The organism is Nocardioides sp. NPDC006273, assembly GCF_040613495.1.
Classification (GTDB): Bacteria; Actinomycetota; Actinomycetes; order Propionibacteriales; family Nocardioidaceae; genus Nocardioides.
Map to the genome: position 1 here is coordinate 87,581 of NZ_JBEXSD010000002.1, position 24,568 is coordinate 112,148.

19 protein-coding genes are annotated in these 24,568 nt (G+C 65.8%); 5 read left to right on the forward strand and 14 right to left on the reverse strand.

What is annotated here, in order from left to right; genetic code table 11:
* Window positions 1–25: 25 nt before the first annotated feature.
* The 4 genes from ABZZ22_RS01500 to ABZZ22_RS01515 all read right to left on the reverse strand — a co-directional run bounded on the left by ABZZ22_RS01500 (window position 26) and on the right by ABZZ22_RS01515 (window position 4,892).
* Window positions 26–667: a fasciclin domain-containing protein gene (locus tag ABZZ22_RS01500; protein ID WP_354926096.1), complete on the reverse strand. Its 642-nt coding sequence runs from the start codon at window positions 665–667 to the stop codon at window positions 26–28.
* 97 nt (window positions 668–764) lie between these two features.
* Complete coding sequence (locus tag ABZZ22_RS01505) at window positions 765–2,351, reverse strand: molybdopterin-dependent oxidoreductase (protein WP_354926098.1); 1,587 nt, start codon at window positions 2,349–2,351, stop codon at window positions 765–767.
* A 57-nt stretch (window positions 2,352–2,408) separates the two neighbouring features.
* Window positions 2,409–4,166 carry a DUF429 domain-containing protein gene (locus ABZZ22_RS01510; RefSeq protein ID WP_354926100.1) on the reverse strand — a complete coding sequence of 586 codons (1,758 nt, stop codon included), beginning with the start codon at window positions 4,164–4,166 and terminating at the stop codon, window positions 2,409–2,411.
* Between the two features lie 48 nt (window positions 4,167–4,214).
* A complete protein-coding gene (locus tag ABZZ22_RS01515; protein WP_354926102.1) occupies window positions 4,215–4,892 on the reverse strand; it encodes a class I SAM-dependent methyltransferase in 678 nt (225 codons plus the stop codon).
* 95 nt (window positions 4,893–4,987) lie between these two features.
* On the opposite strand from ABZZ22_RS01515, the gene ABZZ22_RS01520 reads away from it, so the two are divergent.
* From ABZZ22_RS01520 to ABZZ22_RS01530, 3 genes are read left to right on the forward strand one after another with little or no spacing between them, the layout of a single operon-like run.
* Window positions 4,988–5,866, forward strand: coding sequence for an AraC family transcriptional regulator (locus ABZZ22_RS01520; RefSeq protein ID WP_354926104.1), 879 nt, complete (start codon window positions 4,988–4,990; stop codon window positions 5,864–5,866).
* Between the two features lie 58 nt (window positions 5,867–5,924).
* Complete coding sequence (locus ABZZ22_RS01525; protein ID WP_354926106.1) at window positions 5,925–6,251, forward strand: PadR family transcriptional regulator; 327 nt, start codon at window positions 5,925–5,927, stop codon at window positions 6,249–6,251.
* Window positions 6,248–6,568, forward strand: a complete 321-nt coding sequence (locus ABZZ22_RS01530) for a hypothetical protein (RefSeq protein ID WP_354926108.1) — start codon at window positions 6,248–6,250, stop codon at window positions 6,566–6,568. The genes ABZZ22_RS01525 and ABZZ22_RS01530 overlap by 4 nt, the downstream gene beginning before the upstream one ends.
* Here ABZZ22_RS01530 and ABZZ22_RS01535 read toward each other — a convergent pair.
* The 4 genes from ABZZ22_RS01535 to ABZZ22_RS01550 are packed head-to-tail and all read right to left on the reverse strand — an operon-like array spanning window position 6,493 to window position 9,102.
* Entirely contained in the window at window positions 6,493–6,870 is a 378-nt protein-coding gene (locus ABZZ22_RS01535; RefSeq protein ID WP_354926110.1) for an inositol monophosphatase family protein, read from the reverse strand. The two genes, ABZZ22_RS01530 and ABZZ22_RS01535, sit on opposite strands and share 76 nt — an antisense overlap.
* 41 nt (window positions 6,871–6,911) lie before the next feature.
* Window positions 6,912–7,394: a TrmO family methyltransferase gene (locus tag ABZZ22_RS01540; RefSeq protein ID WP_354926112.1), complete on the reverse strand. Its 483-nt coding sequence runs from the start codon at window positions 7,392–7,394 to the stop codon at window positions 6,912–6,914.
* 41 nt (window positions 7,395–7,435) lie between these two features.
* Entirely contained in the window at window positions 7,436–8,224 is a 789-nt protein-coding gene (locus tag ABZZ22_RS01545; RefSeq protein ID WP_354926114.1) for an inositol monophosphatase family protein, read from the reverse strand.
* Window positions 8,224–9,102 (reverse strand): DUF5919 domain-containing protein, encoded by an 879-nt coding sequence (locus tag ABZZ22_RS01550; protein WP_354926115.1) that lies wholly within the window; start codon window positions 9,100–9,102, stop codon window positions 8,224–8,226. The genes ABZZ22_RS01545 and ABZZ22_RS01550 overlap by 1 nt, the downstream gene beginning before the upstream one ends.
* Window positions 9,103–9,290: 188 nt before the next feature.
* On the opposite strand from ABZZ22_RS01550, the gene ABZZ22_RS01555 reads away from it, so the two are divergent.
* Window positions 9,291–9,965: a helix-turn-helix domain-containing protein gene (locus tag ABZZ22_RS01555; RefSeq protein ID WP_354926117.1), complete on the forward strand. Its 675-nt coding sequence runs from the start codon at window positions 9,291–9,293 to the stop codon at window positions 9,963–9,965.
* Window positions 9,966–10,168: 203 nt separating this feature from the next.
* A complete protein-coding gene (locus ABZZ22_RS01560; RefSeq protein ID WP_354926119.1) occupies window positions 10,169–10,555 on the forward strand; it encodes a hypothetical protein in 387 nt (128 codons plus the stop codon).
* Between the two features lie 168 nt (window positions 10,556–10,723).
* Here ABZZ22_RS01560 and ABZZ22_RS01565 read toward each other — a convergent pair whose 3' ends face one another.
* From ABZZ22_RS01565 to ABZZ22_RS01590, 6 genes are all read right to left on the reverse strand, one after another.
* On the reverse strand, window positions 10,724–12,580 hold the full coding sequence (locus ABZZ22_RS01565) for an AAA family ATPase (protein ID WP_354926121.1): 1,857 nt from the start codon (window positions 12,578–12,580) through the stop codon (window positions 10,724–10,726).
* Window positions 12,581–12,673: 93 nt separating this feature from the next.
* Window positions 12,674–15,754, reverse strand: coding sequence for a Z1 domain-containing protein (locus tag ABZZ22_RS01570; protein ID WP_354926123.1), 3,081 nt, complete (start codon window positions 15,752–15,754; stop codon window positions 12,674–12,676).
* A 1-nt stretch (window position 15,755) separates the two neighbouring features.
* On the reverse strand, window positions 15,756–16,739 hold the full coding sequence (locus tag ABZZ22_RS01575) for a PD-(D/E)XK motif protein (RefSeq protein WP_354926125.1): 984 nt from the start codon (window positions 16,737–16,739) through the stop codon (window positions 15,756–15,758).
* An 18-nt stretch (window positions 16,740–16,757) separates the two neighbouring features.
* A complete protein-coding gene (locus ABZZ22_RS01580) occupies window positions 16,758–18,257 on the reverse strand; it encodes an ATP-binding protein (RefSeq protein ID WP_354926127.1) in 1,500 nt (499 codons plus the stop codon).
* Window positions 18,257–21,676, reverse strand: a complete 3,420-nt coding sequence (locus ABZZ22_RS01585; protein WP_354926129.1) for a Swt1 family HEPN domain-containing protein — start codon at window positions 21,674–21,676, stop codon at window positions 18,257–18,259. The genes ABZZ22_RS01580 and ABZZ22_RS01585 overlap by 1 nt, the downstream gene beginning before the upstream one ends.
* Complete coding sequence (locus ABZZ22_RS01590) at window positions 21,676–24,516, reverse strand: DUF1156 domain-containing protein (protein ID WP_354926131.1); 2,841 nt, start codon at window positions 24,514–24,516, stop codon at window positions 21,676–21,678. The genes ABZZ22_RS01585 and ABZZ22_RS01590 overlap by 1 nt, the downstream gene beginning before the upstream one ends.
* Between the last annotated feature and the right edge of the window lie 52 nt (window positions 24,517–24,568).

A 24,568-nucleotide genomic window follows, 5' to 3' on the forward strand; every position in this document is an offset into this window, starting at 1 on the left:
GCGGATATCCGGTCGGATGTCTGGATCAGGGCATCAGAACGGTGTCGACGACGTACACCGTGGCGTTGGCGGTCGGGATGTTGCCGCAGAGAACCTTGGCGTTCTCCTTGCCGACGGTGAACTCCTCGTCCGCGCCGTCGACGGTGATCATGTCGCCGGCCAGGGTCTCGTGCTCACCCGCGACCTCGTCGGGGCTGAGCTGGCCCGCCACGACGTGGTGGGTGAGGACCTTGGTCAGCAGGGCCTTGTCAGCGAGCACGGCGTCGAGGTCGGCCTTCGGGATCTTCGCGAAGGCGTCGTCGGTCGGGGCGAAGACGGTGAGCGCGTCCGCACCGTTGAGGGTGTCGACCAGCTCGGCCTCGCCGACGGCCGTCACCAGGGTGGTGAGCAGCGGGTTGGCGCTGGCGGCCGAGGCGACGGGTGCGGTCGCCATGCCGTTGAACGAGCCTTCGCCGTCAGCGGGGATCAGCTTGCAGCCCTCGCCGAAGGTCTGCGCGCCGGCCTCAGTCGCCTCGGTCTCCTCAGACGTGGTCTCGGAGCTGCCGGAGCCGCCGCTCTTGGAGTCGGACCCGCTGTCGTCCGAGCCGCAGGCCGAAAGGCCGAGGCCCAGCACGAGGGCCAGGGAGGCGGCGACGCCGCCGGTGCGCGTGATGGTGTTGAGCTTCATGAGAGAGCCTTTCAAGGGATGTTCTCTTGCTGTCATGAGTACTTCGGCGTGGTCGCCCAAGCGGATTTCCTCAAGTGGAATTTCTTTCTGCGGATTTTCAGCCGACCGTGACGACGATGTCCTGGATGCCGCTGGAGCCGTCGGGGAAAGGAGTGGCCCGGTCCGTGCTCTGCAGGGTGCCGTCGCGGTCTGTGACACGTACGGCCAGCTGATGGCTGCCCGGCTCGGCCACCCACGGCAGATACCACTGGCGCCAGTAGTCGATCCCGGCGTCCGGGCCGAGCTCGGCCTGCTGCCAGCGTCCGCCATCGACGCGCACCTCGACCTTCGCGACCCCGTGCTGCTGCGCCCACGCGACACCACCGATCACGGTGCGTCCCTCGGGGATGTTGCTCAGCGGCCGAGGCGTGTCGATCCGGCTGGACAGCTTGATCGGGGCATCGGTCGCCCAATCACGGTCGGTCCAGTAGGCGGTCGCCGCGTCGTACCGGGTCAAGGTCAGCTTGGTGACCCACTTGGTGGCACCGACGTACCCATAGAGGCCGGGGACGACCAGTCGGGCCGGGAAGCCATGGCTGCGGGAGAGCACCTCGCCGTTCATGCCGATGGCGATCATCGCGTTGCGCCCGTCCAAGGCGGCCTCGAGCGGGGTGCTGATCGTGAAGCCCTCGACGTCGGTCGAGAGGATCTGGTCGGCCCGATCACCGACGCCGGCCTCCTCGAGCAGGTCCTTGAGGGGTACGCCGGTCCAGCGGGCGGCGCCGACCAGCTTGCCGCCGACCTCGTTGGAGACGCAGGTCAGGGTGATGTCGTGCTCGACGTTCTCCCGCTCCCGCAGATCGTCGTAGCTGAAGGTGAGCTCTCGCTCGACGTCTCCGTCGATGGTGAGCGTCCAGCTGTCCTGGTCGACGATCGGGACGGCCAGCTTGGTGTCGACCCGGTAGAAGTCCCGGTTGGGGGTGCGGAACGAGGAGATCCCGTCGTACTTCCCCTCCAGGCCGGCCGGCAGCGCCGGCAAGGGCTTGCCGACCCGGGGGAGCTTGAGGTTCGCGATCGCGGTGCGGCTGCGCACGACCAGCTCCCCGCCGACCGCGGCCGCGGCGGAGAGGAGCGTCAGGGCCCCGAACCCGACGAGGACGTTGCGGCGGCTGGACAGCCGCTCGCTGTCGCCGTCCGAGGGGTGCACGGTCGGCTGCTCGGGCGTGTGCTCGGGCGTGTGCTCAGGCGTGTGCCCGGAAGTCTCGCTGGCGTTCAGTGCGCGGGTCAGGAACACCAGCACGGTGGGCCCGAGGACGAGCGCCACGAGGGTGGGGATCAGGTAGCTGATCTTGAAGAGCGGCTGCAGGACCACCGCGGCCGCGGGGAGCAGCACCAGGCCGGCGAGGAGCACGGCGCCCAGTCGGAGGCGTCTTCGGGCGACGACGCCGATCGCGGCGGCGAAGGCGATCGTGCCCAGCAGCACGCTGCCGATCAGGATCGGCTTGTCGGCATAGCCGAGCTCGCGAACCGCCCACTCCTTGACGGGAGTGGGGGTGGCGTTGATGACCGCGGTGCCGACCGCGAGCGCTGGAGAGGAAGCCGGGGTCAGCAGGGCCGCCGTGAGGTGCGCGACGGACATGCCGACCACCCCGGCGAGCACGCCGGCGGCGGCATGGGCGATGGTACGGCGATTCAGTCGTCTCATGGCGGGGGTTCGTTCCCGAGCCCCGATCGGATTTGATGCCGCGCGAGAGGAGACGACTCAGTCGGAGTCGCGCATCTTGGCGAGCCTGGCCCGCAGACCGGGCTTCCGGTGGGCATTGGCGCGCAGATCCACGTACGCGTCGCCGTAGACCCAGAGCAGCGCGTCATCGAGCCGCCGCACCGCACCCGGCGGATAGCGGTAGTCCATCCGCACCATGAGGGTCTCCTCGTCGACCGAGCGCAGCGCCTCGCCGAGCTCGGTCAGCGAGGCGATGCCGAGCTCGAGGATGACCCCGGAGATCCACCCGTAGTGGTCGGTCCGCGACCAGCCGGCGTCGGCGTACTGCCCGGCCAGGAACGCCGCCAGCTCACGGGGGCTGATCCGCGGGTCGTCGTCGAGAGCCTCGGTCCTGGCGGCGGTCACGCCTTCCCGGAGCCGGTCCCTGATCGTGGAGAACTCACGGTCGGCGAGCTCGAGCAGACCGGCAGCGAGCGTGAACCGCCGGTCGAAGTCGGGGACGTGCTCGCTGGGGATGGTGCCCTTGTAGCGGATGTCGTGCTCGAACTCGGCCCACGCGTGCTGCAGCACGGTGCGGATCTGGATCTGCGCCTGGCGGCCACGGAGCAGCTCGTACGCCGCCTGCCCCTCGCGCGCGGGGTCGAGGCTGACGAGCAGATGGCGGCTGGCGTATCCGAACCGGCCCTCGCTCGCGGTCTCCTCGCCCATGTCACGGTCGTCGTGGACCATCACCTGGTCGCCGAGGAGGTCGACGACGGCCTGGACGTCGCTGTGGACGTAGGTGATCACCCGCAGCCCGATCTGGTCGGTGATCTGGCGGAGCGGGTCGGTGAAGACCTGCCGTCCGTCGACAGTACGAGCCGCCTTGGCCGCGAACGACGCGACCGACTTCGCGCGAGAGGTCACAGTGAGGTAGTTGATGCCCGCGTCGTCGAGGAGCGAGGTCACCAGCTGTACGTACTGCTCGGCTGCCTCTTGCAGCGTGGGCTGCATCGCGGCGTACTCACGGACCGCGGCCGCGGTGTCGTGGATCCTCGCCCCGCCTCGTCCGCGGGGTGTCGGACGGAGGTCGTCGGGCAGTGTCGGAGTGACGATGTAGCCGGTGGCGAAGTCTCCGTAGGTGGTGGTCCGGTCCGGCGCGCGGGTCGCGAACAGGGCGATGTAGGCGCACAGCACCGCGTCGACCTGGTCCTCGACCACGCGCAGCTCGCTCTTGCGTACGGCGCTCTCGGCGGCCGTACGCAGGGCGTGCCACGACGGGTTGTCGAGCAGCAGCGGCGGGTCGGCGCTCGTGAGGCCCTCGAGCAGGCCGAGCAGCATCAGCAGCTCGGCGCGGAGCTGGTCGACGTCACGGCCTGACTTGTGCTTGTACTTCAGCGTCCGGCCCAGGCGGAAGAGGGCCACCGTCGCGGGGTGGGGGTAGACCTCGATCGCTCGGCGCCGCCGGTTGGACCGGGGGTTCATGTCGAGGCCGAGCCGAGCCGCGATCCGGGCGCCTCGGGGATGCTCGCTGAACTCCGGCTTGCTGGTGTTGGAGGGGTGCGCCCCGGCGTCGAAGCGGGCGAAGTCCTTGTTGAGCGCGGCCTCGGCCGGTCGGTTTCCGCTGGGGTTGGTGACGATCAGCGGAGCATCGATCGCGACGAGACAGTCGTTGTCGACGTAGGGCTCCAGGGCGGCGACGATCTCGTCGTCGGTCTTGACGGCAGCGACGTGCACGAGGCGGCCGTCCTCATCCAGGACGGCCAGGCCGGTGGGCCTGCGCACGCCCCAGGCGAGGTCGACTCCGAGGAAGTACATGGGGCAAGACTGCCCGTCCAGGGGGCCCGGGTCTAACCTCCGAGGTCGTCAGCGCGTCGCCTGGACGATCGTGATCGGCCCGAACCGGTGCTCGATGTGGTCGACCTCGCGGGCGTCGGTGAACCCGGCCTCGGTCAGCAGGTCGACGATCCCCGCCACCGGTGGTCGAGCCTGTCGAGACCTCCCGTGCCGGTGGCCGTGCTCGTGCTCGTGACCCGGCCCATGATCCGGCGCCCCGAAGTCGACGATGGTCACGCGCCCGCCGGGCTTGAGAATCCGACGCGCCTCGCGCCCGAACCCCTGCCGCCCGGCGTCGTCGACGTGGTGCAGCGCGAGCGAGGAGACGATGTGGTCGACGCTGCCGTCCTCGGGGAGCAGCCGGTCGGCGTACCCCTGCACCAGCGAGAGACGTACGCCCCGCCGACCCGCCTTCCGAGCGGCCATCCGCAGCGCGCCCGCGTCGGGGTCGTGCCCGGTGACGACGGCGTCCGGGACGGCGCGAAGCACGGTGAAGGCGAGGTTGCCGGTGCCGCAGCCGACGTCGAGCACCGCTTGTCCAGCCGAGATGCCGGCGAGCTCGACCGTCCGCTCGTGGAGCGGGCGCACGCGGGCGAACCGGGTGAAGAGGTCGTAGAGGGGGAGGAGCCAGGTGCGGCCCATGCCGGGGAGGAATTCACGGTTGTGATCGCTCTCGGTGCGGCCGTCGATGATCTGTATGGTGGTCATGTCTCTACAATGGGACATTCTGCGGATCATCGGTGGGAGGGAAGTCGGTCACCATGGGACGTTCTTCGGATTCGGCTCCGACCCGGGTGCGTTCCGTGCGTGCGGTTCGGGCCGACGGCGCCCCGATCTACCGCTGGGAGCCGAGCCCCGGCGTGCCTCCCGTCCGGGTCGTACCCCACGACCCCGACTGCGACAGCCAGCACCTGCCTCCCGACAACCGGCACGCCCACGACTTCTGGATCCTGGCCTACGTCGAACGCGGCGGAGGCACCGTCGACCTCGACGGCGAGCAGGTGGCGCTGCGCGACGGCGAGGTCCACGCGGTGGCTCCCGGCGAGGTCGTGGCCGCCGAGTCGATCGCCGAGCTCACCCACGCGCGGGCGTGGTCGGTGGCGTTCACCCCCGACGCCATCCCGTCCCTCGCCTCGATCTCCCCGCTCACCTGGGCCCACCACCCGCTGCTGGCCCTCTTCGCCGCCGGTGGCCGCCGCGCTGTGGTCCCGGAGGCCGAGCGCCCGCGCTGGCAGGCCTGGCTGGCCGAGCTCACCGAGGAGCTGGGCGACCCCGGCCGCCTCGGCGCCCGCGACGCCATCACCGCGACCCTCACCAACCTCCTGGTCGCCTCCGCCCGCCTGGCTCCGAGCGCTCCCATCGCCCCCGACCCCCTGGTCACACGGGTCTTCGACGAGATCGAGCGGACGTACGCCACCAAGGTCTCCGCCGGCGACCTGGCCCGTTCCTTGGGCTACACCCCCGGCCACCTCACCACCGTCATCCGCCAACGCACCGGCCGCACCCTCCTCGAATGGCTCACCGAGCGCCGCCTCACCGAAGCCCGCCGCCTCCTCCGCGAAACCGACCTGCCCTTGTCGGTCATCTCCGCCCGCACCGGCCTCACCGACCCCGGCTACCTCGTACGCCGCTTCAAGGCCCGCTACGGCACCACCCCCGACCGCTGGCGTCGGGAGGCGTGATCGGCGGCTCTCAGTGTGCTGCTGGCGCGGCTATCTCGATATAGGTAGAATAAGGCTCATGGAGCCACTATCGCGGGTCACAGACGCAACTGTCGACGTGCTTCGAGCCTTGCGCGCCGGTGGCCGCAATGTCTGGGGTCTGCAGGTGATCAAGATGTCGGGCCGAGCTCCCGGCACCGTGTATCCGGTGCTGGAACGCCTCGAACGTGCCGGGTGGATCACTTCCGAGTGGGAGCGCGACGACGCGCGGCCAGGACCTCGGCGACGCCTCTACAAGTTCACCTCCGAGGGTGCGAGCGCCGCGGTCGAGCTGCTCGCCGAACGCGACGCCCAGCGAGCAACGAGCAGGCGCGTTGCCCCGCGAACGGATGGTCGCCTGGCATGAACCGCATCTGGCGACTGGTGATCGTCCTGGCGTCGTTGCTCGTCGACGCCGAGAGCCGTGCACGCCATCGAGAACAGTGGCTTGCCGACCTGGAAGGCGCGGCCGAGGCCGACATCGCACCATCGGGTGTGGCCCTCGGCGCACTACGCACAGTTCCATCCATCAACCCGCACAGAGGAGCCAGCATGCCCATCAAGCCCATCGGTCCGCTCGCCATCGCCCTGAAGCACACGCACGCCGGTCAACGGCAGATGGCCATCATCGCGGTGCTGGCGATCACGCTCCTGGCTGTCGGAATCGGGCTCCTCGTCTGGTAGGCCTTGTCGCTGGCCCACGGACTACGCTCCAGAGAGCCGCGGATCGTACGCTCGGCATTCTCCACCGTGGCCGTCGGAAGGCTGGCGGCGACATCCGAAAGGCTCGCCACCCGGTTCATGACTTGCTCGGTGCCATCGATCGGGTCGAGCACCCAGGCGAGCCCGTCGGTGCTGACACCGGTCTCCTCGCCTAGGAACCCAGCCTGCGGGGTAGCGCGACGGAGACTGTCGCGCATGGTCAGTTCGATGGCCAGCTCGACGGCCTCGTGCGCTGCGGTGAGGTACTTGTCCAGATCCGACATCACGCGGTGGCCTCGCTTCTGCGGGCTCAGGTATTGCGCTGCTAGGCCTCAGTCGACGGGGCGAAGTAGTCGCCGAGCATCTCGGTGACCCAGGCCGGCTGGTGAGTCTCGCCGCGGGGGCCGAACTCGGCGAACCAGGGCTTGACGTCGAGGACGGGGGAGCCGTCGACGGCGTCGAGGTCTAAGACGTGGAGGTCGAGGCCATCGATCTTGATCAGCTTGCACCGAGAGATGCCGAGCCAGTTGCGGCGGCGCATGTTGCGGTGGCCGATGTTGCCGACCTCGGGCCAGGCTGGGTTCTCACGAGCACGCCGCAGGCCGAGGTTGAGGTCGCTCTGGTCGGTGAGGTGGAAGAAGAAGACGACCTCGAGGTGGGAGAACTCCTCCAGGCCCTGGGTCGCCTCGACCGGGTACAGGTCGGGGTCGAGACGAATGATCGCTTGGGTGCCGCCCCAGTAGTCGTCGGTGGGCTCGGTCCGGCCGCCGACGACTTGGGCGATCGGGGTCATGGGGATGGGTTCCACGGATGCTCCTTGGCGGTGGGGGTTCGGGTCAGGCTGCGTAGTCAGGCGCGGTCGTCTTGGCTCAACGCGTCGAGTAGTTCGTCATCGACCCCTGGCGTTGCCGCGATCGTCGCGGTCGAGGTCAGTTCGTGGTCGTGGCCGTCGAGGTCGGTGACTCTTGCGCCGGCCTCGCGTGCGATGAGTACGCCGGCGGCGGTATCCCAGGGTTTGTTGGAGAGCATCACCGAGGCGTCGAGCTTGCCGGCGGCGACCCAGGCGAGATCGATGGCGGCGCTGCCGAGCATGCGTACGCGTTGAGCGCGGGCAGCGAGAACGGCCGTGATACGAAGGCGGATCTCGTTACGCGCCTTGGCTTCGGGGCCGGTGGCGTAATCGCCCATCGCGATCATCGCCGATCGAAGCTGGTTGCAGTCGCTCGCCCTGATGGGGTCTCCGCCGCGAGTTGCGCCTTGGCCACGCACGGCGGCATACCGAACGCCTTCGGCTTGGACCGCGATGAGACCGATGACCGGTTCGCCATGGTCGAGGAGAGCGAGGCTGACTGCGGTCAGTGGGACGCCGTGGGTGAAGTTGGCGGTGCCATCGATCGGGTCGAGGACCCAGGCGAGCCCGTCGGTGCTGCCACCGGTCTCCTCGCCTAGGAACCCAGCCTGCGGGGTAGCGCGGTGAAGACTGTCGCGCATGGTCCGCTCGATGGCCAGGTCGGTTTCGGTCACAGGGTCGCGGTCGCCCTTGAACGCGACTGCGTGATCCCGGTTAGCCCGCAGGATCCCGTCGGCCAGGTCGACTGCTTCGTGTGCGGCGGTGAGGTATTTGTCCAGGTCAGACATCACGCGGTGACCTCGCTTCCTCGTGCCCAGATGTCGTCGAAGATCTGGCGGTAGGTGGAGTAGAGCGACGGTGCGCCGATCAGGTGCTGCATCACGAAGGTCGGGCTGTCGAGCCCGCGACCACGAGGCAGGTAGGGCTGCACGATCCCCAGGTTGCCGTCGATGAGCATCACCTGGAAGCGGATGGTCTCGTCATAGAGCCGCACCTGGACGCGATCTGCGGCGTCGGAAGACAGGCTTGCTCGGTGCTTGGCGATGACCTGGAGGTTCACCCGAGTCCACTCGGAGAGGTGTCCCTCGGCATGGCCCTCCTCGGTGTTGCGGACCCGGATCGCCTCACCGTCGGGATCCAGGAACAACAGACGTACGCGGGCACGTCCGAGCAGGTCAGCAAGATCGCCGTCGGAGTATTGCTGGCACAGCAGGTTGTGGGACAACCCCAACCCGTCGACCTCTGTGGCTGCGTCGAAGAGGCGGCTCGTGGAGAACTCACGAAGGAACGCAGGCCGGTTCTGGAAGACATGGGTAACTCCAGCCAGGTCTCCCACGGTCGCCGGGGTCGGGCGGTCGCTGCGCTCACGCACCAAAGGCATCCCCGGCTCCCAGGTCTGGGTGAGCTCGGCGACCTCCCAACCGGGGAACATGCTGGCCAAAACCCTGCGGTGGCCGGGATGGGGACGAGTGCCAAGGTCACCGTTGAGCCAGCGGTAGAACGTCGCACGGCTGGGCGCCTTCATCTCCGGAGAGGCGGTCCGAGCGTGGCGGTTGTAGTCGCGTACGAAGACCGCGTACTGCGCGCTATGAGTCCGCTCCAGCAGCGCCTTGAGCACTGTCGTCGGATGATCAATCTGCGTGGGGTGAGCCGCCTTCGTGGGCATGATGAGACTCCATGAGACCAGAACAGGACCGATATGAGACTAAGTGAGACTAGCACGAGACAAAGTTGCGCTTAGCGTGAAGACATGACCAATCGCCACGCCGTGCTGGGTGATCCGGAGTGAGGGGCGCCGAGGGAGCAAGCATCCGGCGCGGAGAGATGGTCGCTCGGCGAGTAGGACGCCCTCGTGTGTTGTCTCCGGTTGCGGGCGGGCGACCGCCGCGGATCGAGCCACGTGAGGAGATTCTTGACATCGCAGCGGGCCTGTTCGTCGATCGGGGATTCGCCGCGACCTCGACCAGAGACATCGCGGAGGCGGTGGGGATCCGGCAAGCGTCGCTCTACTTCCACTTCGCCAACAAGGAAGAGATCTTGGGCGAGCTGCTCCAGCGATCAGTCCGGCCCACGCTCGACAGGATCGAGAAAATCGAGGCACTGGCTGGTGAGGCCGGCGCGGGGCCGGACGTGCTGTTGCACGTGTTGGTCGTGCTGGACGTGCGTACGCTCGCTGCGGCGCCGCGCAACGCAGGCGTGCTGAGCCGCCTTCCGGAGGTGCAGCGTAAGGATGTCTTCGAACCGTTCGGCTCCGCACGTAACGAGCTCCGAGATGCGTACGCGCGGCTGGGAACACAGATCGTGGCCGACCGTGCAGCAGCGATGACTCCCGACTGCGACCTCCTGGGCACGCTGCTCCTCCAGCTGGTCGAGGTCGTCATTGGCATGCGCTCTCACGGGCACCGGATCACGCCGGCCATCGAGGCAATCGTCGCCGCGTCCTGCCTGCGTGTCTGTCTGGCTGACCAGACACAAATCGATGAGGCCGCCGCACGAGCGGCGGATCTGATCGCGATTTTAGATGCCTGATCCCAAGGGTCCGTAGCTGGCCCATCACGGCTGTGGTGGGCCAGCGGTTGCAATCAGCGTTCGCGAGTCGATGGACCCGGGTAGCCGCCCGGACGCGCTGGCGCTGGACCGCCGCCCCGCGTGACAGTCGACGAAGACACACCGATGGTGAACCGGAGTCACCGCACGTGAGCCCAGTCCGACTTCGGCCAAGCGAAACGCTGATGAGCATCCTCTACACGCCTTTCCGCGGTGGCGGTCATCATCGGGCCGGTGGCTACTATCGTGGGATGAACCAAGAGGATGCGCTGTTCGGCCTTGGCCAAGAGGAGCCGGAGCCGTCGCCAGAGGCGGTTCCATCTCCCGCTCAGCCCTGGCAGATTGACCAGCTTCGGAACGCTCTTGACGCCACCGGCGTGACCGAGATGGGTGAGCGTCAGGCACTCATTGAGGAACTCGTCGGCCGACCTGTCGCCGCGCTTCGCGAGCTTCACTTTGCCGACGTCCGCCCCGTCCTCGAGGTGCTTCACGCCAGAAGGGCGACGGATGCGACCCCGACCGGTTCTGCCTGGGATCAACGTGACGAAGACACGTGGATCGATCGGATCTGACGATGACCAACATCTTGCTCCTGTCACTGGCGGGTCGCCATTCTCCAATGGGCTTTGGCCGTGTCATCGATCGAGCGTTCGCAACTTGCTGGGCTTATGGATGTGAAGAGCTAGGCTCTTGCGGCCAGAGAAGGTCCCAGAGTCGCTGATCACGCAGGTTGAAAGCCGTTACCATTCAAGTATGCGGTCGACCGTTTCATAGATCTCTTTCAGAAGGGTCGAGTGGGCAGGTAGGCGCGCCAGCGCAGTGACTTGGCTTTGGAGTATCTGGTTGGCGTTCACCTCCTCATTCGCCGTCAGATGGAGTTCTTCTCGGACCTTGTCGATCCAGTAGTCCTTCCAGCCACCGACCGGCGGCAGAGCCTCCGCGTCGGCGGCTGTGGCGATGGCCTCCTCAGGAGTGCAGCCTGGGAGATAGCCCATGTGCTCGCGCGCCCAAACGACGCAGCTGTGCATCGTCGTCACGTCGGTGCCGCCGTCGGTGTTCGAGTGCAGGTGCGGCAGCGTCTGGTGGAACTGGTCGTGCCAGATTGCTTTCAGTGCAGCCAGGTCGCAGGCGGCCTTGGCAGCGCCCGCTTCGGACTCGACCGCCCGAGTTTCGGTTGCTGTAGCGGGTTGCTGGTCGCCATCGAGCAGGATGGCCGCCTTGTCAACGCCGGTCAGAGCGAGCGTCGGTAGGACGTTCTTGGCGATGCCGTTCGCCCCGCCTGGGAACGGCACGACCTCCAGCGTGTCGAGTCGCGTTGATCCGTGACGCCTCAGGCTTGCACGGACCATCTCGGCGGCGAGATCGTCTTCGACGATCAGCCGGGGTCGTATCGCGCCCGAAGTGGTGTGGCCGAGGTGCGCGAACGCCTCGGTCGGCGAGCATCCGTCGGCGACGAGCACCACCCGCTGCCGACTGGTATCGAAGCCCAGCACCTTGATCGCTTGTGGTGGAAGTCCCGCGGCCAGGCTCGGGGAGTGAGTTGAAATGACGACCTGGTGCCCGTGTTTGAGCACTTCCCGCTCGATGAAGCGGAGAAGCTCTGCTTGAGCACCGGGATGGAGAGAAACCTCGGGTTCGTCGAGCAGGATGAGCGAGCGTTTGGGGGCGTTGCGGATGGCATCGACCAATCGAACAACGGCGTACTCGCCGCTACCTGCATGCGCCTCGGAGTAGGTGGCTCCAGTTGTCGCCAGTCGGAGTCGAATCGTGTGTCCGGTAGGACCGAAGAACCGGTGTTCCACGATCGCGATGGACTCGATCGGCTTTCCTAGGATTTCCGCGACTGCCTCCACTTCGGGCTTCGAGAAGCTCCTGGCTTTCTCCAGGAGTTTGCCGACTTGATGCTGGGGTAGGGCATCACCAGCGAGGGCCTTAGCAATCCACTTGGATCTGAGGACCGCCTTGTAGCGTTTCTGAGTTGCGTCGGGAGTCCAGTAGTTGAACGACTGGTGGTGGATGTACTTGTCGAAGGCACTGAGTTCAGATCGAAAGTCCAGGTAGACGACGTTCTTCTGGATCTGGTTCCAGCGGTCGCGATTCTTGGACAGCATTGAGTCGAATCCGTGCGTTGGGATCGCGGCCATATCGTCACCGGCGACACGTTTGGTCGGCTCCCAATAGTCGGGGTCACGCTTACCCTGAAGCGGCTTCGGGACGTCAGCGGTGCGGTACTTCTTGGAGCCTCGGTACTTCCGACACTCTGCACTCGTGCCGGAACGGTCGAACATGTACTTGTAGACGAAGCGATGAGTGGCCCCCTTGCCCCTGACCCCACCGTCGATGTTGTCGACCTCGGTTGAGAACCAGAATTGCGCGAGGCTGCGTCCTTCGGGCGCCGCGGAGATGGCCTGAAGCACGGACGACTTGTTGGTGCCGTTCGGCCCCACCAAGGCGATGATCGGCCAATCCAGCGGAAGCCGCAGATCGTCCTCGAGCGACTTGTACATCGGGAAGCGGATCTCTTCGATGTAGGGGAGGAATCCGTCCGATCTAGTGAACTTCGACTCGATGCTCTGTTGCGTTTGCGTCAACGCCACGTGCGGACTCTCATGAAACCGAATGAGAAGGCGATGCTCGCAGGTTTTGAGACCGCTACAACGTACCCTCGGATGCCGAACCTGAGGACCATGTCAGGACGCGCCGTCCGCGTCAACGATCGCGTCATTCGGCTGGTCGGTCCGCCGCACGGTGAAGGCGATTCGGCCAGCAGGAGCGGAACGCAGCGGGAGGGCGTAGGAGAACAGCGTGGCGATGTCCTTGGGTGGGGTCAGAGCGGGGAGTTTCTTCGGTTCGGTGACGCCGTTGGCGCGGTACTTTGCGGATGAGCTGTCGCCGGCGAATGTGAGAAGGAAGGCACCGCGCCCCGCGACCTTGAGGTCCTTGATGTGCTTGTACCCGGGTAGGTCGAGCGCCAGCCGAACATTTCCGTCGCGGTCGAGCGTGTCGGAGTCGATGCCGCTGGAGACCGCCTGGAGAGCTTCGCGTTGGCGGGTCGATGAGCCGGAGAACTGGTCAGGTCGGTCGGGGCGGCGGTAGCGGCGGATGATGGTGAGCTCTCGCCCGCCGACGGTTCTGGTCGGCAGAGTGGCTGGCTCGGGGACGATGACCGCCCAGTCCTTCAGGGTGCCCTCGGCGATAGCCTTACGCATGAAAGCGAGATAGGGGGCGACCTTGAAGTTCTTACCCCAGCGGAACTGCTCCACCACCGAGATCATTTCCTCAGCCGGGACGATCCCGTAGCGGGCCTTCCACGGTCGCGGGCTCCCGGCCTCATTGATGTAGAAGAAGTCGCCCTCGGTAGTTGCAGCATCGAGCAGTGGTTGCACTGCGGCGAAATGGAGTTCGTTGACCTGGTCGTCGTGCGGTCCCTGCTGGCTGAAGTCGACGACCTTGCCGCCTTCGCCCTGTTCGGTGAGCTCGGCGTTGTACATCTTGTTGCCGCTGGTCGGCTTGAGGTAGGGCAGGCTCTGATAGACGAGCGGGGGCACGTCCATGGGCCGCACGAGCGGCCGGCCGTCGTCGTCGAAGCCTTGGAACCGACGGAGCTCTTCGCGGAAGTCTTCCTCGTCGCGGACGATCGCCTCGAACGACTTGTATAGATCGATGACCGTCTTCCGGGGACCCGGGACGTTACGGCCGATGTATAGGCGCACCAGATCGCGATAGTGCGGGCGGTAGCCGAACCAGCGACCCATCTGCATGAGTGTGTCCGCGGCGATAGTCCGTCGTGTGTAGTAGGAAACGGTTAGGCCTTCGACGGTGAAACCGCGGGAAAGTTTGGCTCCGCCGACGAGGATCTTCCAGACGGCGCCAGCCTGGAAGTTGATGTCGTCCTGAAGGTAGTCCTTCTCAGCGACACCGTTGACAATGACGACCGGGTTCACGCCCCCCTGGATCCTGTCGACCGCATGGCCGATATGGGGAATCAAATCTTTGAACGCCCCGACGGCCGGCTCCTCGGGAGCACGGGCCTCGGTCACCGGTCGGAAGTCGGTGTTCCACAGATCCTGCAGCCGCTTGAGGCCCATGGGCAGGTCGTATCCCGCGGACTTCCAGATCTGGCGGATATCGTTGGCGACGAGCGCGTGGTCGGCGGTCTTGACGGACTCGTGGACGAGCATCGTGTGGTGACGGAATAGCTTCGGCTTGCCGAGTGTCGCGGCTCGGTGCAGCTTGATAGCGCCGGCCAAGACGTACGCGTCCAAGGCAGCGAGAATTTCGGCATCACGAGCATCGGTGTCATCGGGGCCGGCGACAAGCGAGCGGACGTACGCCTTCTCGTTGGAATTAGCGACGGTGGCCTTCTCTGGATCGTCGCCGTCATCGCCGGACAGGTCCTTGTCGAGGTCGTGGAAGGACGCGCCGCCCATGTATCCCGGCGGAGGTCGGAGGCTGACGATGAAGTCTTTCGGAAACAGGTCCTCGGCATCCTCGGGGTCGACGAACACATTGGCGAAGGGCGTGGCGGTGTAGCCGATGTACTGGGCGCGACCGAGTTCGCGCAGGAGCTGGGCGATCAGCCTGTTGATCGCGGTGCGCTCCTTCTCCTCGGCGGAGTTCTTGTCAGGCCTGGTGGTGTTGATCGAGGCCTGGTCAGCCTCGTCATCGATGATGAGAGCGGGGATCTCGCCGAGAACGGTCTTGACTGACTGCAGGTCGTGCACGAGCTTCTTCAGCACCGCTGAATTCTTCTTCACCACCGCGATGCGGATGTCGGGGCGATAGATGTTCTGCGGGTCATACAGCGGCTTGGCCGGGTCAATGAAGTGGTCGGTCTGGCGGAAGTCGAGGTAGCCGAGGCCCGCCTTGAGAAGCTTGTAGTCGTCCTTGGACCCGGTGAGCCGCCGGATGCCAGGCATCCCCAGCTCCTTGGGGTCCTTGCCATAGGAGACGAACTTGCCCTCGGCCCAGTCGACGTCACCGTCGCCGATGTAGTCGACCGTGGCGGTCAGCTCGGGGTTGTTGCGGTCCACGCCGCCGAGGATGTTCTCTTCCCCGATGAGTTCCATGTCGAGGCGGCGCTGGGTTTGCCCGCGCAACAGTTCGATGGTGCCGGTGAGCACGATGACGAGCTTGTATCCGGCGTCGATCGCCTTCGCAATGGTGCCGGTGAAGTTGGCGGTCTTGCCAGACTGCACGTGCCCGACGACGAGGCCCTTGGACTGGTAGGGATCGTCACGAACCGGGTTGGCGAGCCGCTTGACGACCTCGTCGGTAGCGCGGCTGAGTTCGCTGATCGCGTCGGCGTCCCAGCCCTTCGACTCCAGCACGCCGCGGTAGCCGTCCCAGTAGAACGACCGATCCGGGCGCTCCTCGTACCATGGATCCCAATCGGCTGGCTTACCCGAGATCACCACGGCGCCGGAGAGATTCACGTGGAAGGCGCGATTGATCCTCTCCTGAACCTCGTCGGAGAATCCGAGAGAGGCGAGGATCGCATTCCGCCGTTCCTGGGAGTTCGCTGCTGTCGCGACAGCCCATGCCGGGGCGAAGGCGGCGTCCCAATGCGAGAGTTGAATGTGGAACTCAAACCGCGCCGGATCGTTGACGTCGGCCGACGTAATCGCCTCGACGAGATCCTGCTCGGAGTAGTCGTCGCCGACGCCTGCGTCCTCGAGTTCGAGCAGGACGCGCTTCAGCATGGACTTGGGCGCACCTTTGCTCATGCCGCGGACGGCGCTTACGATCGCATCGGTATACGGGTCGGACACGTCAGGCCTCCTGAGCAGATGTGGGGTTGATGAACTCAATGAGCGGAACTCCGGGGTCGCCGGGCGTTCGCGAGGAAACGTCCACCCGGTAGTTCACATCACTCACAAGATCGCTGTGTGGGACGACTTCATGGAGCCGGCCGGGGGTTACCGCAGGGAAGTCGCCGTCGACGAGGTACGCCGACGGGTCCGTGCGGAGGGTGTACGCGGTCGGGTACATCGCCGCGTCGTCGTCTTCCCAGCCCTCCGAGGCCATGTGCGCCAGGAACCGGTCTCGCGCCGAGGTGAGGCGATCTCGAATGGCTTGGATCAGCGCGGGAAGTGTGACTCCATTGGGGTCGCCGCCAGCGCGCGTGATTTGGATCGACACGAGCCAGAGGGATCGACCGGGGTTCGGTTCGAGTTGGCCGGCACCGTGGATGACATGGGTGCGGTTCTCGCTGAGAGTTGTCTTGACCTCGGCGTCGAAGGCGGGGAAGGCGTAGTCGCGTTCCTCGGCCAACGGCCCCAACCACCAATCGATGACGGTGTACTCGTCGTAGCTATCGAGCAAGGCGCGGAACAGCAGAAGTTCACCGACCAACCCGATCTGCTTCTCCTCCGAGATGCGCGGCTTGGCGGCGAGCAGGGACGTCATGTTCGTCATCGCGGCCGAGGACGCGGCGGCGAAGGTCGCCCCGCCCTTCATCGCCTGGAGAATCGAAAGAACGAGGCCGTACGCCTCTGCGTACATGCCGCGGGCATCGAAAGTCAGGGAGGCGTACTCGACGCCGCCACGGATCTCGGTTCCCGTGCCCACACGCCGAAGGGTCGAGGTGTCGAGCACCATGCCGTTTCGTGGGGTGAGGATCGAGATCTTCTGACCAGGGCCGTCGATCCTGAACAACACATCCGGGGATCGGTTGACGGGGTGAACGGTGACCGTTCCGCTGCGGAAGTAGGTCTCTAGGGTGTTTGGGGTCAGCTGTGCTGACGGATCACTCATGCTCGAACTTCACTCTCCTCACGAGGATTGTTCCCGTATCGCGGCCAAGAGAATGGCCTGCCACGCCGCGTCTTCGCGCCTCTTTCGGGCGCCGCTGCCGGTTCCGACGAAGTGATCCTCGAGCAGGAGCAGCAGCAGACTCTTGACAAGCGGGGCGTCATCGAGGGCGAGGCTGCGACGCCCGACTATAGGCTCGCGGTATCGGGCGTTGAGGAGGAGTTTGTGCTTGTCGACGTCGACCCGGTAGACGACATCGTCGGGCAGGACGGCCCATTTGACGTCGACAGCGAGCGCGTCGTTGGGCTCGGTGTTCTCCGCGAACGCATCCTTCACTAACAACGGGATCCCATGACCGGGCCGTGGCGCCTCGATAGGGGTCGCCGTGCGTTGGCGCGCGACGCGGGCGGCCTGCTTCGCATCCTCCCGAAACGAGCCTAAGGTTGTGCCATCGGCCCCACGTGCGCGCAAAAGCGCGCCACGAAGCTCGTCGTCGAACGTCGTGCCGACCTTCTCCGGGTTGATCGTTACGTGGTGCTCCATCTCGACACTCAGATCGAACGCCACCCGAGCGAATATCAGATCTGCGCTCGGTGCGGCCAGGCCGTTCCAGCCACCGGTCTGGAGGAGACGGTCATTCCGATAGATATAGAGCCCCTGCGATTCGCCGGGGGAGCGGCCACCGAGTACGAATCCGGGACCCTTGTCGGTGTGCGGCCAGATGTGCAGGCACGCGGTCCCAGTCGCGTTCCCGACGGCGACGGGCAACTCCTTGGGATAGCTCGGCCGACCGATGCCGCGATAGGCGAAAGGATCGGTGGCCCGGACGGGGCGCGGTGGGCCAGCGAAGTCGAGCCACACGTCGAAGGATTCGATCATCAGTGTTAGGTCGCCGCGCTCGAGGATCCGGTGCAGGACCAGCCCGAGATGGTTCACCAGGTCCTGCGTGGTCCGCTGGGTCCACGCTCGCTGCTCATCTTCGCTGGAGGAAGTCAGGAATGTCTGTACGTCCTGCCACTCGACGATGGTGCCTGTCTCCATCGCGAAGTCGACCTTGGCGCCGGCGATCCGATCGGCGGCATCGGTGCTCGAGAACTCTTCGACAACAGGACCGGTGTCGATGGTCTCGCGACGCAACCGTCGCCCCACCGCCGGTGTTCCGTAGCGTTTGGACCACACGATCAACGTGTTGGCCTGGCTCAGCGAGGCGGCTTTGAGACCGATTCCGAAGTGCCCGAGGTCGCGCCCTTGGTACTTTCGCTTCTTGGCATAGACCATTGCGTCGTCGATCGCCGCGGAGTCCATCCCCGAGGCGTTGTCGACCACCTGAAGCCCGACCGGTCGTGCTTCCTTCATGAGGAAGCGGACCAGGACATTGGTGGCCCCGGCGTCGATGCTGTTGTCCACGAGGTCTGCTACGGCTGTGGTCAGCGTGTGGTGGCGACCGATGGCCGAGGTGATCGACGGGTCAGGAGGAACGACCCGAGACCCGATCGGCCGTGGCGTGGACGTGGAGGCCACTACAAGTCCTTGAAGTTGCTATGCGCTACTCCGAGATCACCGGCATTCTGCTTAACCGCGCGCACGGTGTTCGCGTCGAACCCGTCGGCCTTTTGCGCATCCACCGTCAGCGTGATGTCGAGAACCTCGGGACCGGCATTGCGCAGCAGGTCCAGGATCTCCTGAGCAACTGTCTGCAGATCGGTTGGCATATCGCCATCCGGGTCAACGACATGCCGTAGCGAGTAGATCGCATTCGACACGACCTCGCGTGGCGCCGGAGTGGAGGTCGGAGTCGACACCGGTGTAACCGCTGGACCGGACGCCGGTGTGCCGATGGCCTCTGCGGGCGAGACGGACTCATCTTTCTTCCCCTCCTCGCGCTGCCGCTGCGCGACCGCGAGGTCCGGACGCACGACGAGGGTTTTCTCGTCGAACGGACCGAACTCGGTGTCCTCAAGCGGCACCGCCAATCCGTCGAAGTCCCCGGTCGCCGAGTCGAACGCCGTCGCCAGCGCGAAGCCGGTGTCCATGAACCCTGTGTCGAGCAGCGACTCCTCCAGCGCCCGGACGAGCACAGACCTGTCGCGGAGTCGGTGCAGGTATGGGTAACGGCAGTAGTAGATCCACAGCTCGGTGAAGCTGATGAATCCCCGCGTCCACCGGGCGCGGAGGAACTCTTCGATGTCCAACCGGACCACCCGGTTGGCGAGGTAGGAGTGCGCGGCGTCAGCATTGGCCAGCTTGGTGCCGATCCGCTTCGTCAGGTTCTTCTCCTGGCCGTCCGCTCGCACTTGCCCGACGACGAACGGCGCCTGTGCGTCTTCCTGCACCGCGTGCAGTCCCCAGGTCCAGGTGTGTGCGAGCCGGTCGTCGACCGTACGGTTCGTGGTCTCCAGCATCGACTGGGCCTGCGCCGCAGCGGACTGGGTCAGGTCCAGATGCGCGGTCTCGTTGTAGATCGAGTTCCACGCCAGATAGGAGCGCACTGCCGACTCCAGTGGAACCCACTGCTTCTCATCCGCCGCGACGGCAACAATGGTGTTCACGTTCGATCGGGGTGCAGTGCCGCGATGCTTGAGCAGATTGTGTACCCACCGAGACGCGCTCGATTCCTTGTCCTTGCCGTTATGCGTGTACGCCGGAGGTACGACCACTAGCCGCAGATACTCCGCCTCGGGAACGTCGGAGGACGACTCAGGATGCACGACCTCCGCGATCACCTCGGTCGATCCCTTGAACACCCGCTTTAGCCGAGTCGACACCTCACCGTGGACCGCGTCGGTCGACAGTTGCGCGGCCCGCTCGGCGGCGAGCCGATTCAGCGACGGCTGGGTGTCATACCAGTACCGTCCGTCCTCGCTGTAATAGTGCGAGGACTTCTCCTGCAGCCCGTCGAGGGCCGACCCGATGTTGCCGAGCACGTCGCCGGGCATCGCGACCCCGAGTGTGATTCGCTTGCGGTCCTTGCCCTTGAGTGCCGCGCTCAACGTTGGTGTGGCCTCCACGAAAATGGCACGAGCCGTACGCAGCGCGAGTGAGCGATCCTTCAAGACCGGCCGCTCCTCGTCCACGATCCTCGCTACGGCGTTCTCACCGTCGATCTCCGACTGGATGATCGCGTCCCACGCGTTGCCCGCATACTGCACGACCTCGGAGCGGACCGGCTGTGCGTCCAAGGGCACCGACCCCGCCATGATCAGCGGGGAGGGATCCTCGCGCTGATATAGCTGGTGAATTACGTGGCTCATGAACCGAAGCACCCCGCGGGTGCGCTGGAACTTCTCCAGCGTCGACCAGTCCGAGTAGAGCCGGTCCAGCAGTTCAGGGTGGATCGGGTACGCCGTCTTGATCCGTGACTCGTATTCGGACTTCCCGACCCCGGTGGGGAACTCTTTGGGGTGGTGCCGGTAGTAGTCGCTGAACCGCCGCGCCGCGGTGGCGATGGTCGCCAGCGCCTTCGCGTCCGGCTCCACGAAGAGACGACGTCGGACGATCTCGTAGGACTCGTCCCGCGTCGCCGGCGTCCACTGATACGCCACTCGGCGGATCACATTGTCCAGGCGATCGAGGGCGTCACGGCCGCGCTGCCCGCCAACCTCCAGGTCACTGGCCCCGGTCGTCTCAGGAGTGGTCTCGTCGCCAGCCTTGTCCTTCTTGCCCTCGCTGGCCGGCACGGATACCAGCATCAGCGTGCCGGGCACGTTCTCGGCCGCCAGCGTCAGCGCCTGGGCAAAGGTGAACTGAGTCTCGAACAGTCCTGCTGCCACCCGACGAGCGTGCGGATCGTCCTCGTCGAAACCGTCCGGGAGTTGACGCGCGTAGGCGACCCACTCGTCGATCAACACCACGGCTGGCCCGAACTTCGAGAACACTTCCCGTAGTAGATTGCCGGGATTGGTGCCAGTGCGGTCGGCCTCGGCGACGATCGCGTAGGCGTCCGCGCCACCGAGCTGCCACGCCAACTCGCCCCACAACGTGTGCACGACAGTGCCGTCCAGCTTCTTCGACGGTGTCCCAGGCGGGATCTCGTTGCCGACCAGGGCGGCTTTGCGCACCGGCTTGGCCACGGCGTCGGCATTCTCGCCGGCCAACAGGTCCTGAACGGCCTGTGGGAACTCGTGCAGCGGCCGCCCGGAGAACAGGTGCCACACGGCAAGCATCGAGTGGGTCTTACCGCCACCGAAGGTGGTCTGCAGGTTGATCACCGGGTTGGCCGATCCCGACCCCGACACTCGGTCTACAGACCGCTGCAGCAGTTCTTTGAGCCCATCGGTGAGATACGTGCGCCGGAAGAACTCGACCGGGTCCTGGTACTCCTTGGCCGCGTTCTGCTGCACCGCGACCGAGTAGAGATCGGCCGCGAACTCCGCGTTGTTGTACTTCCCCGAGGCCACATCAGGGTGCGGCTTGAGCACCTCGCGCCACGCTGGCAGCTCCGCGTCCGGCGTACCCGGCAGGGCCACCGCCTCGCGCACCGCCTTGCGGGTCTCCCGTTCGAAGCTCCCACGCAGGATGTCCTGGCGAGCTGTCTTTACCGTGTCGGCCTCGCGCACCGCTCCGATTGCACGCATCACCCGTTCGATCGTGTCCAGGGCACGCACCGCGTCATCGGGTGAGAACGGCTTGAAGTGCGCTACGTCGTTGCGCACAGCACGTAACTCGCCCACGAATCCTTGCTCGCCCCGCGAGAGGTGGTCGTTGAAGAGGTATCCGAATTTCGGGATCGGCTCGGTGATGATCCGGAACTGGTCCTGCGGATCCGTACGTGAGTACGACTTGCCTTGGATGCCCTTCTCAGTGTCCTTGAACGCGAGCAGCACGGTCCAGTCCTTGCCCGCGGGAACGTGCTTCGCGCTGACCTGCTCGATGTATGGATCGAGCACGGCCGATAGCGACTCAAGCGCCGACCGCACCACTTCGATGTTGCTCTTCGCCATCAGTCCTCATCCTCGAAGTCGAACGCGCCCTGCACATCGGTCCGGACCGGCAGCCGATCGGCAGCCTCGGTCAAGTCAGCCCACGCCCCACCCACCAGGTTGAACAGCCGCGCATCATCCGTACGCGACGTCTTCGTCATCTCATAGAGCCGGTACGCCAACCGCTGCACCGCCTCGATGTCGATCTCCGGCCGCGTGGCCGCGGCCGCCATCAATTTCGCCGCTGGCTCCAGACCACCGTCCTCCGCCGACAACACCCGCCCGAGGTGGCACATCACCTCCCAGACCGAGATCCGGTCGTCCTTCTCCGGATCCCACCGCGGCGAAAGGCGCGCCGGAGCGACGAGCTGCACTACGCCCTCGCCCTGGGTCAGCACCCCCGAGTTCGCTACACCGAGGACGGACGTGTTGTACGAACGTGCAAGCAGATCCGCGTCACCGAACGGCCCCTTGCCCCAGCCGTACTGCTCATACCATTTCAGGCAGAACCGCGTGTCAGCATCCAGATCGCCCTCGCCCTCAGCAAGCACCTCATCGAGTGCCTGGTTGATCAGCCTGAGTGCTGCCTTGACGCTCATGTCGCTGCCGTCGTTCTCCACGACCCGTGCGTAATTGGAGTACACCGCCATCCCGGGACCGATCGTCGCCTGAGTGAGATCCACCGGAGCGATGGCGCCCTGTCGAAGGTTTTCGAGCGCGCGGGGGAGTTCTCGACGTAGCGCCGCGAGGAACCCGCGCCGCGTGGTCTGTCCTGCGGTTTCGTGGCGGGGTCGGAGCACCAGGACGATCGACGATGCGAGAGCGTTCGTGCCGTTTGCGATTTGGCGTCCCGAAAACTCTGTTCGAACCGGCCAGGTCGCCGTGATCGCCCAGCCTTCGCGAACCATGCCCTCGAGGATCGTCGCCCAACCCGTGCTCGTGACGCCTTCTGTCTCGAGTTCCGATTGCTTGAAGGCGTAGAAGACGGTGATCGGGAAGTCTTCCGACGCACTTTCTCGCGCTCGAGCGAAGACAAGTTCAAATCCGCTCTCGAAGAACTTCTCGGCGCCGTCTCGACTTCCGTGACGGCGCGGATTCGCCACGAGTTCTTCGGACTTCGGCACGAGCATCGAGGCGAACAGGTCCGTGTGGATGGCACGCAACGATCGGCGCAACCAGACGTAGAAGTAGTCAGAGAGATCTGAGTATCCGATGTTGTCGTAGTAGGGCGGGTCGGTGCTCACGACCAGGTTCGAGTAGGACCGTGCAGCGGCGTCGGCCTGTGCAACGTTTCCTGTGCCTTGGGCTGGAAGCTTCTCCAGGGGGTTGGTGAAAGATTGGAGGATCGTCGTGATGCTGCCGCCGACTTCGGCGAAGGGATTCAACTCCGCGAAGTCCCAAGTCATCGGGATGGCTTGGCGCCGGAAAACGCTAACGACAAGCTCATTTTTCGGATGGCTGGACCACGTTGCGATCGTCGAGAACATGCCAGTTGTCTGGCTGACGAGCATGCCGAGGTAGGTCGCTACGGCGTCGGCGTACGCCTCGGCGCCGGTGCCGCCGTCGGCGAGACGAGCGCCCAACGGGAGGCCCGCGTCGACGGCATCCGTCAGCACCTTCTCCCGCGCCTCACCCACGAGGTCGCTGAACGTCGTTAGCGCCACCAACTGTCGGTTTGTGAACAGATCCGAGAATTTCGTCAGGCCGTACTGCGGCGGTGAAAACCAGCGCGGGTTGTCCGCCAGTTTGCCGCCGGGCACGTTGCTAGGGGCCGAGACCTCAGCTGCCGCAACGTGGTCATCCGTTGCTGGGAGGTAGACCCGGCGCCGGTGTCCTTCTGCGACCGTGGCGAGCAGGCGAGTGCCATAGCCGTCGCCGAGCGCGCTTCGTCGGATCTCCGCGAGCGGGCTGAATGAGCCGCACGCGACGCATGTGGCCCCTTTGGCGGCGGCCACGGTCCCATCGGTGTCTTTGGTTGGAGCTTTCTTGGGATCGTGCCCGATGGTGAAGTTGACGCGTCGGCCGCTGGGAGAGTCGGGGTCATCAACGACGGTGGGAACGACGTACGCCTCCTTGCCCTTTTTCTTGCCGAGCCACCAGGAGCGTACGAGGGGCATCTCGATGCCGCAGGCAGGGTTGGGGCAGGTGACGGTGCGGGCCCAGATCCAGGCGATCGTCGTCGCCTTGGTCGGCTTCTTGGTCTTCTCATCGACGACGGTGGCGTCGGGGTAGAGGTCACCGATGCGCTCCTTGGCCTGGTCGCGCATCCACGCGCCGTAGCGGCGTACGTCCTCCGCGAGTCCCGTGGCGCGCGGCCACTCGCCGAGCTTCGTCTCGGCCGCTCCCGGGAACACCGGCGGCGAACCCGCGAACTTGGGCGGGATCTCGATGAGCGCCTTGTTGATGAGCACGGCGACGGGGTTGAGGTCCGAGGCGTGTGCTTCTAGGCCGAGCCGCTGCGCCTCAAGCGGGATGGTGCCGCCGCCAGCGAACGGGTCGAGGATCGCGGGCGGGTTGCCGCCGGTGGACTTGAGGATCTCCTCGTGCGCCTCGCGCAGGAGGGTCTCGTTGTTGACGTTCTCCCATTTGACCAGCCGCCGGATGATCCCGTGCAGCCGCTCTCGCTCGAATTTCTGCTCTTCCTCGGTCAGGTCCGGGTTCGAGGACGGGTCGTCGACGAGCTGTGCGAAGAGCACGGCGCGAGCTGCTGCGAGAGGGCGGCGTGCCCACCACAGGTGCAGCGTCGACGGGTGGCCATGCCGGATGGACTTCTCCCGGGCGGACTCTGCGTTGATGTCCTCCAGCGGGATTGACACCTCGATCAGCTTCTTGCGGACCGGGGTGTCAGGGGTGATCGTCATTCGTGAAAACTCTCCAGTGGCTTGTATGGCACGATCCTAGTTGTCGTCACCG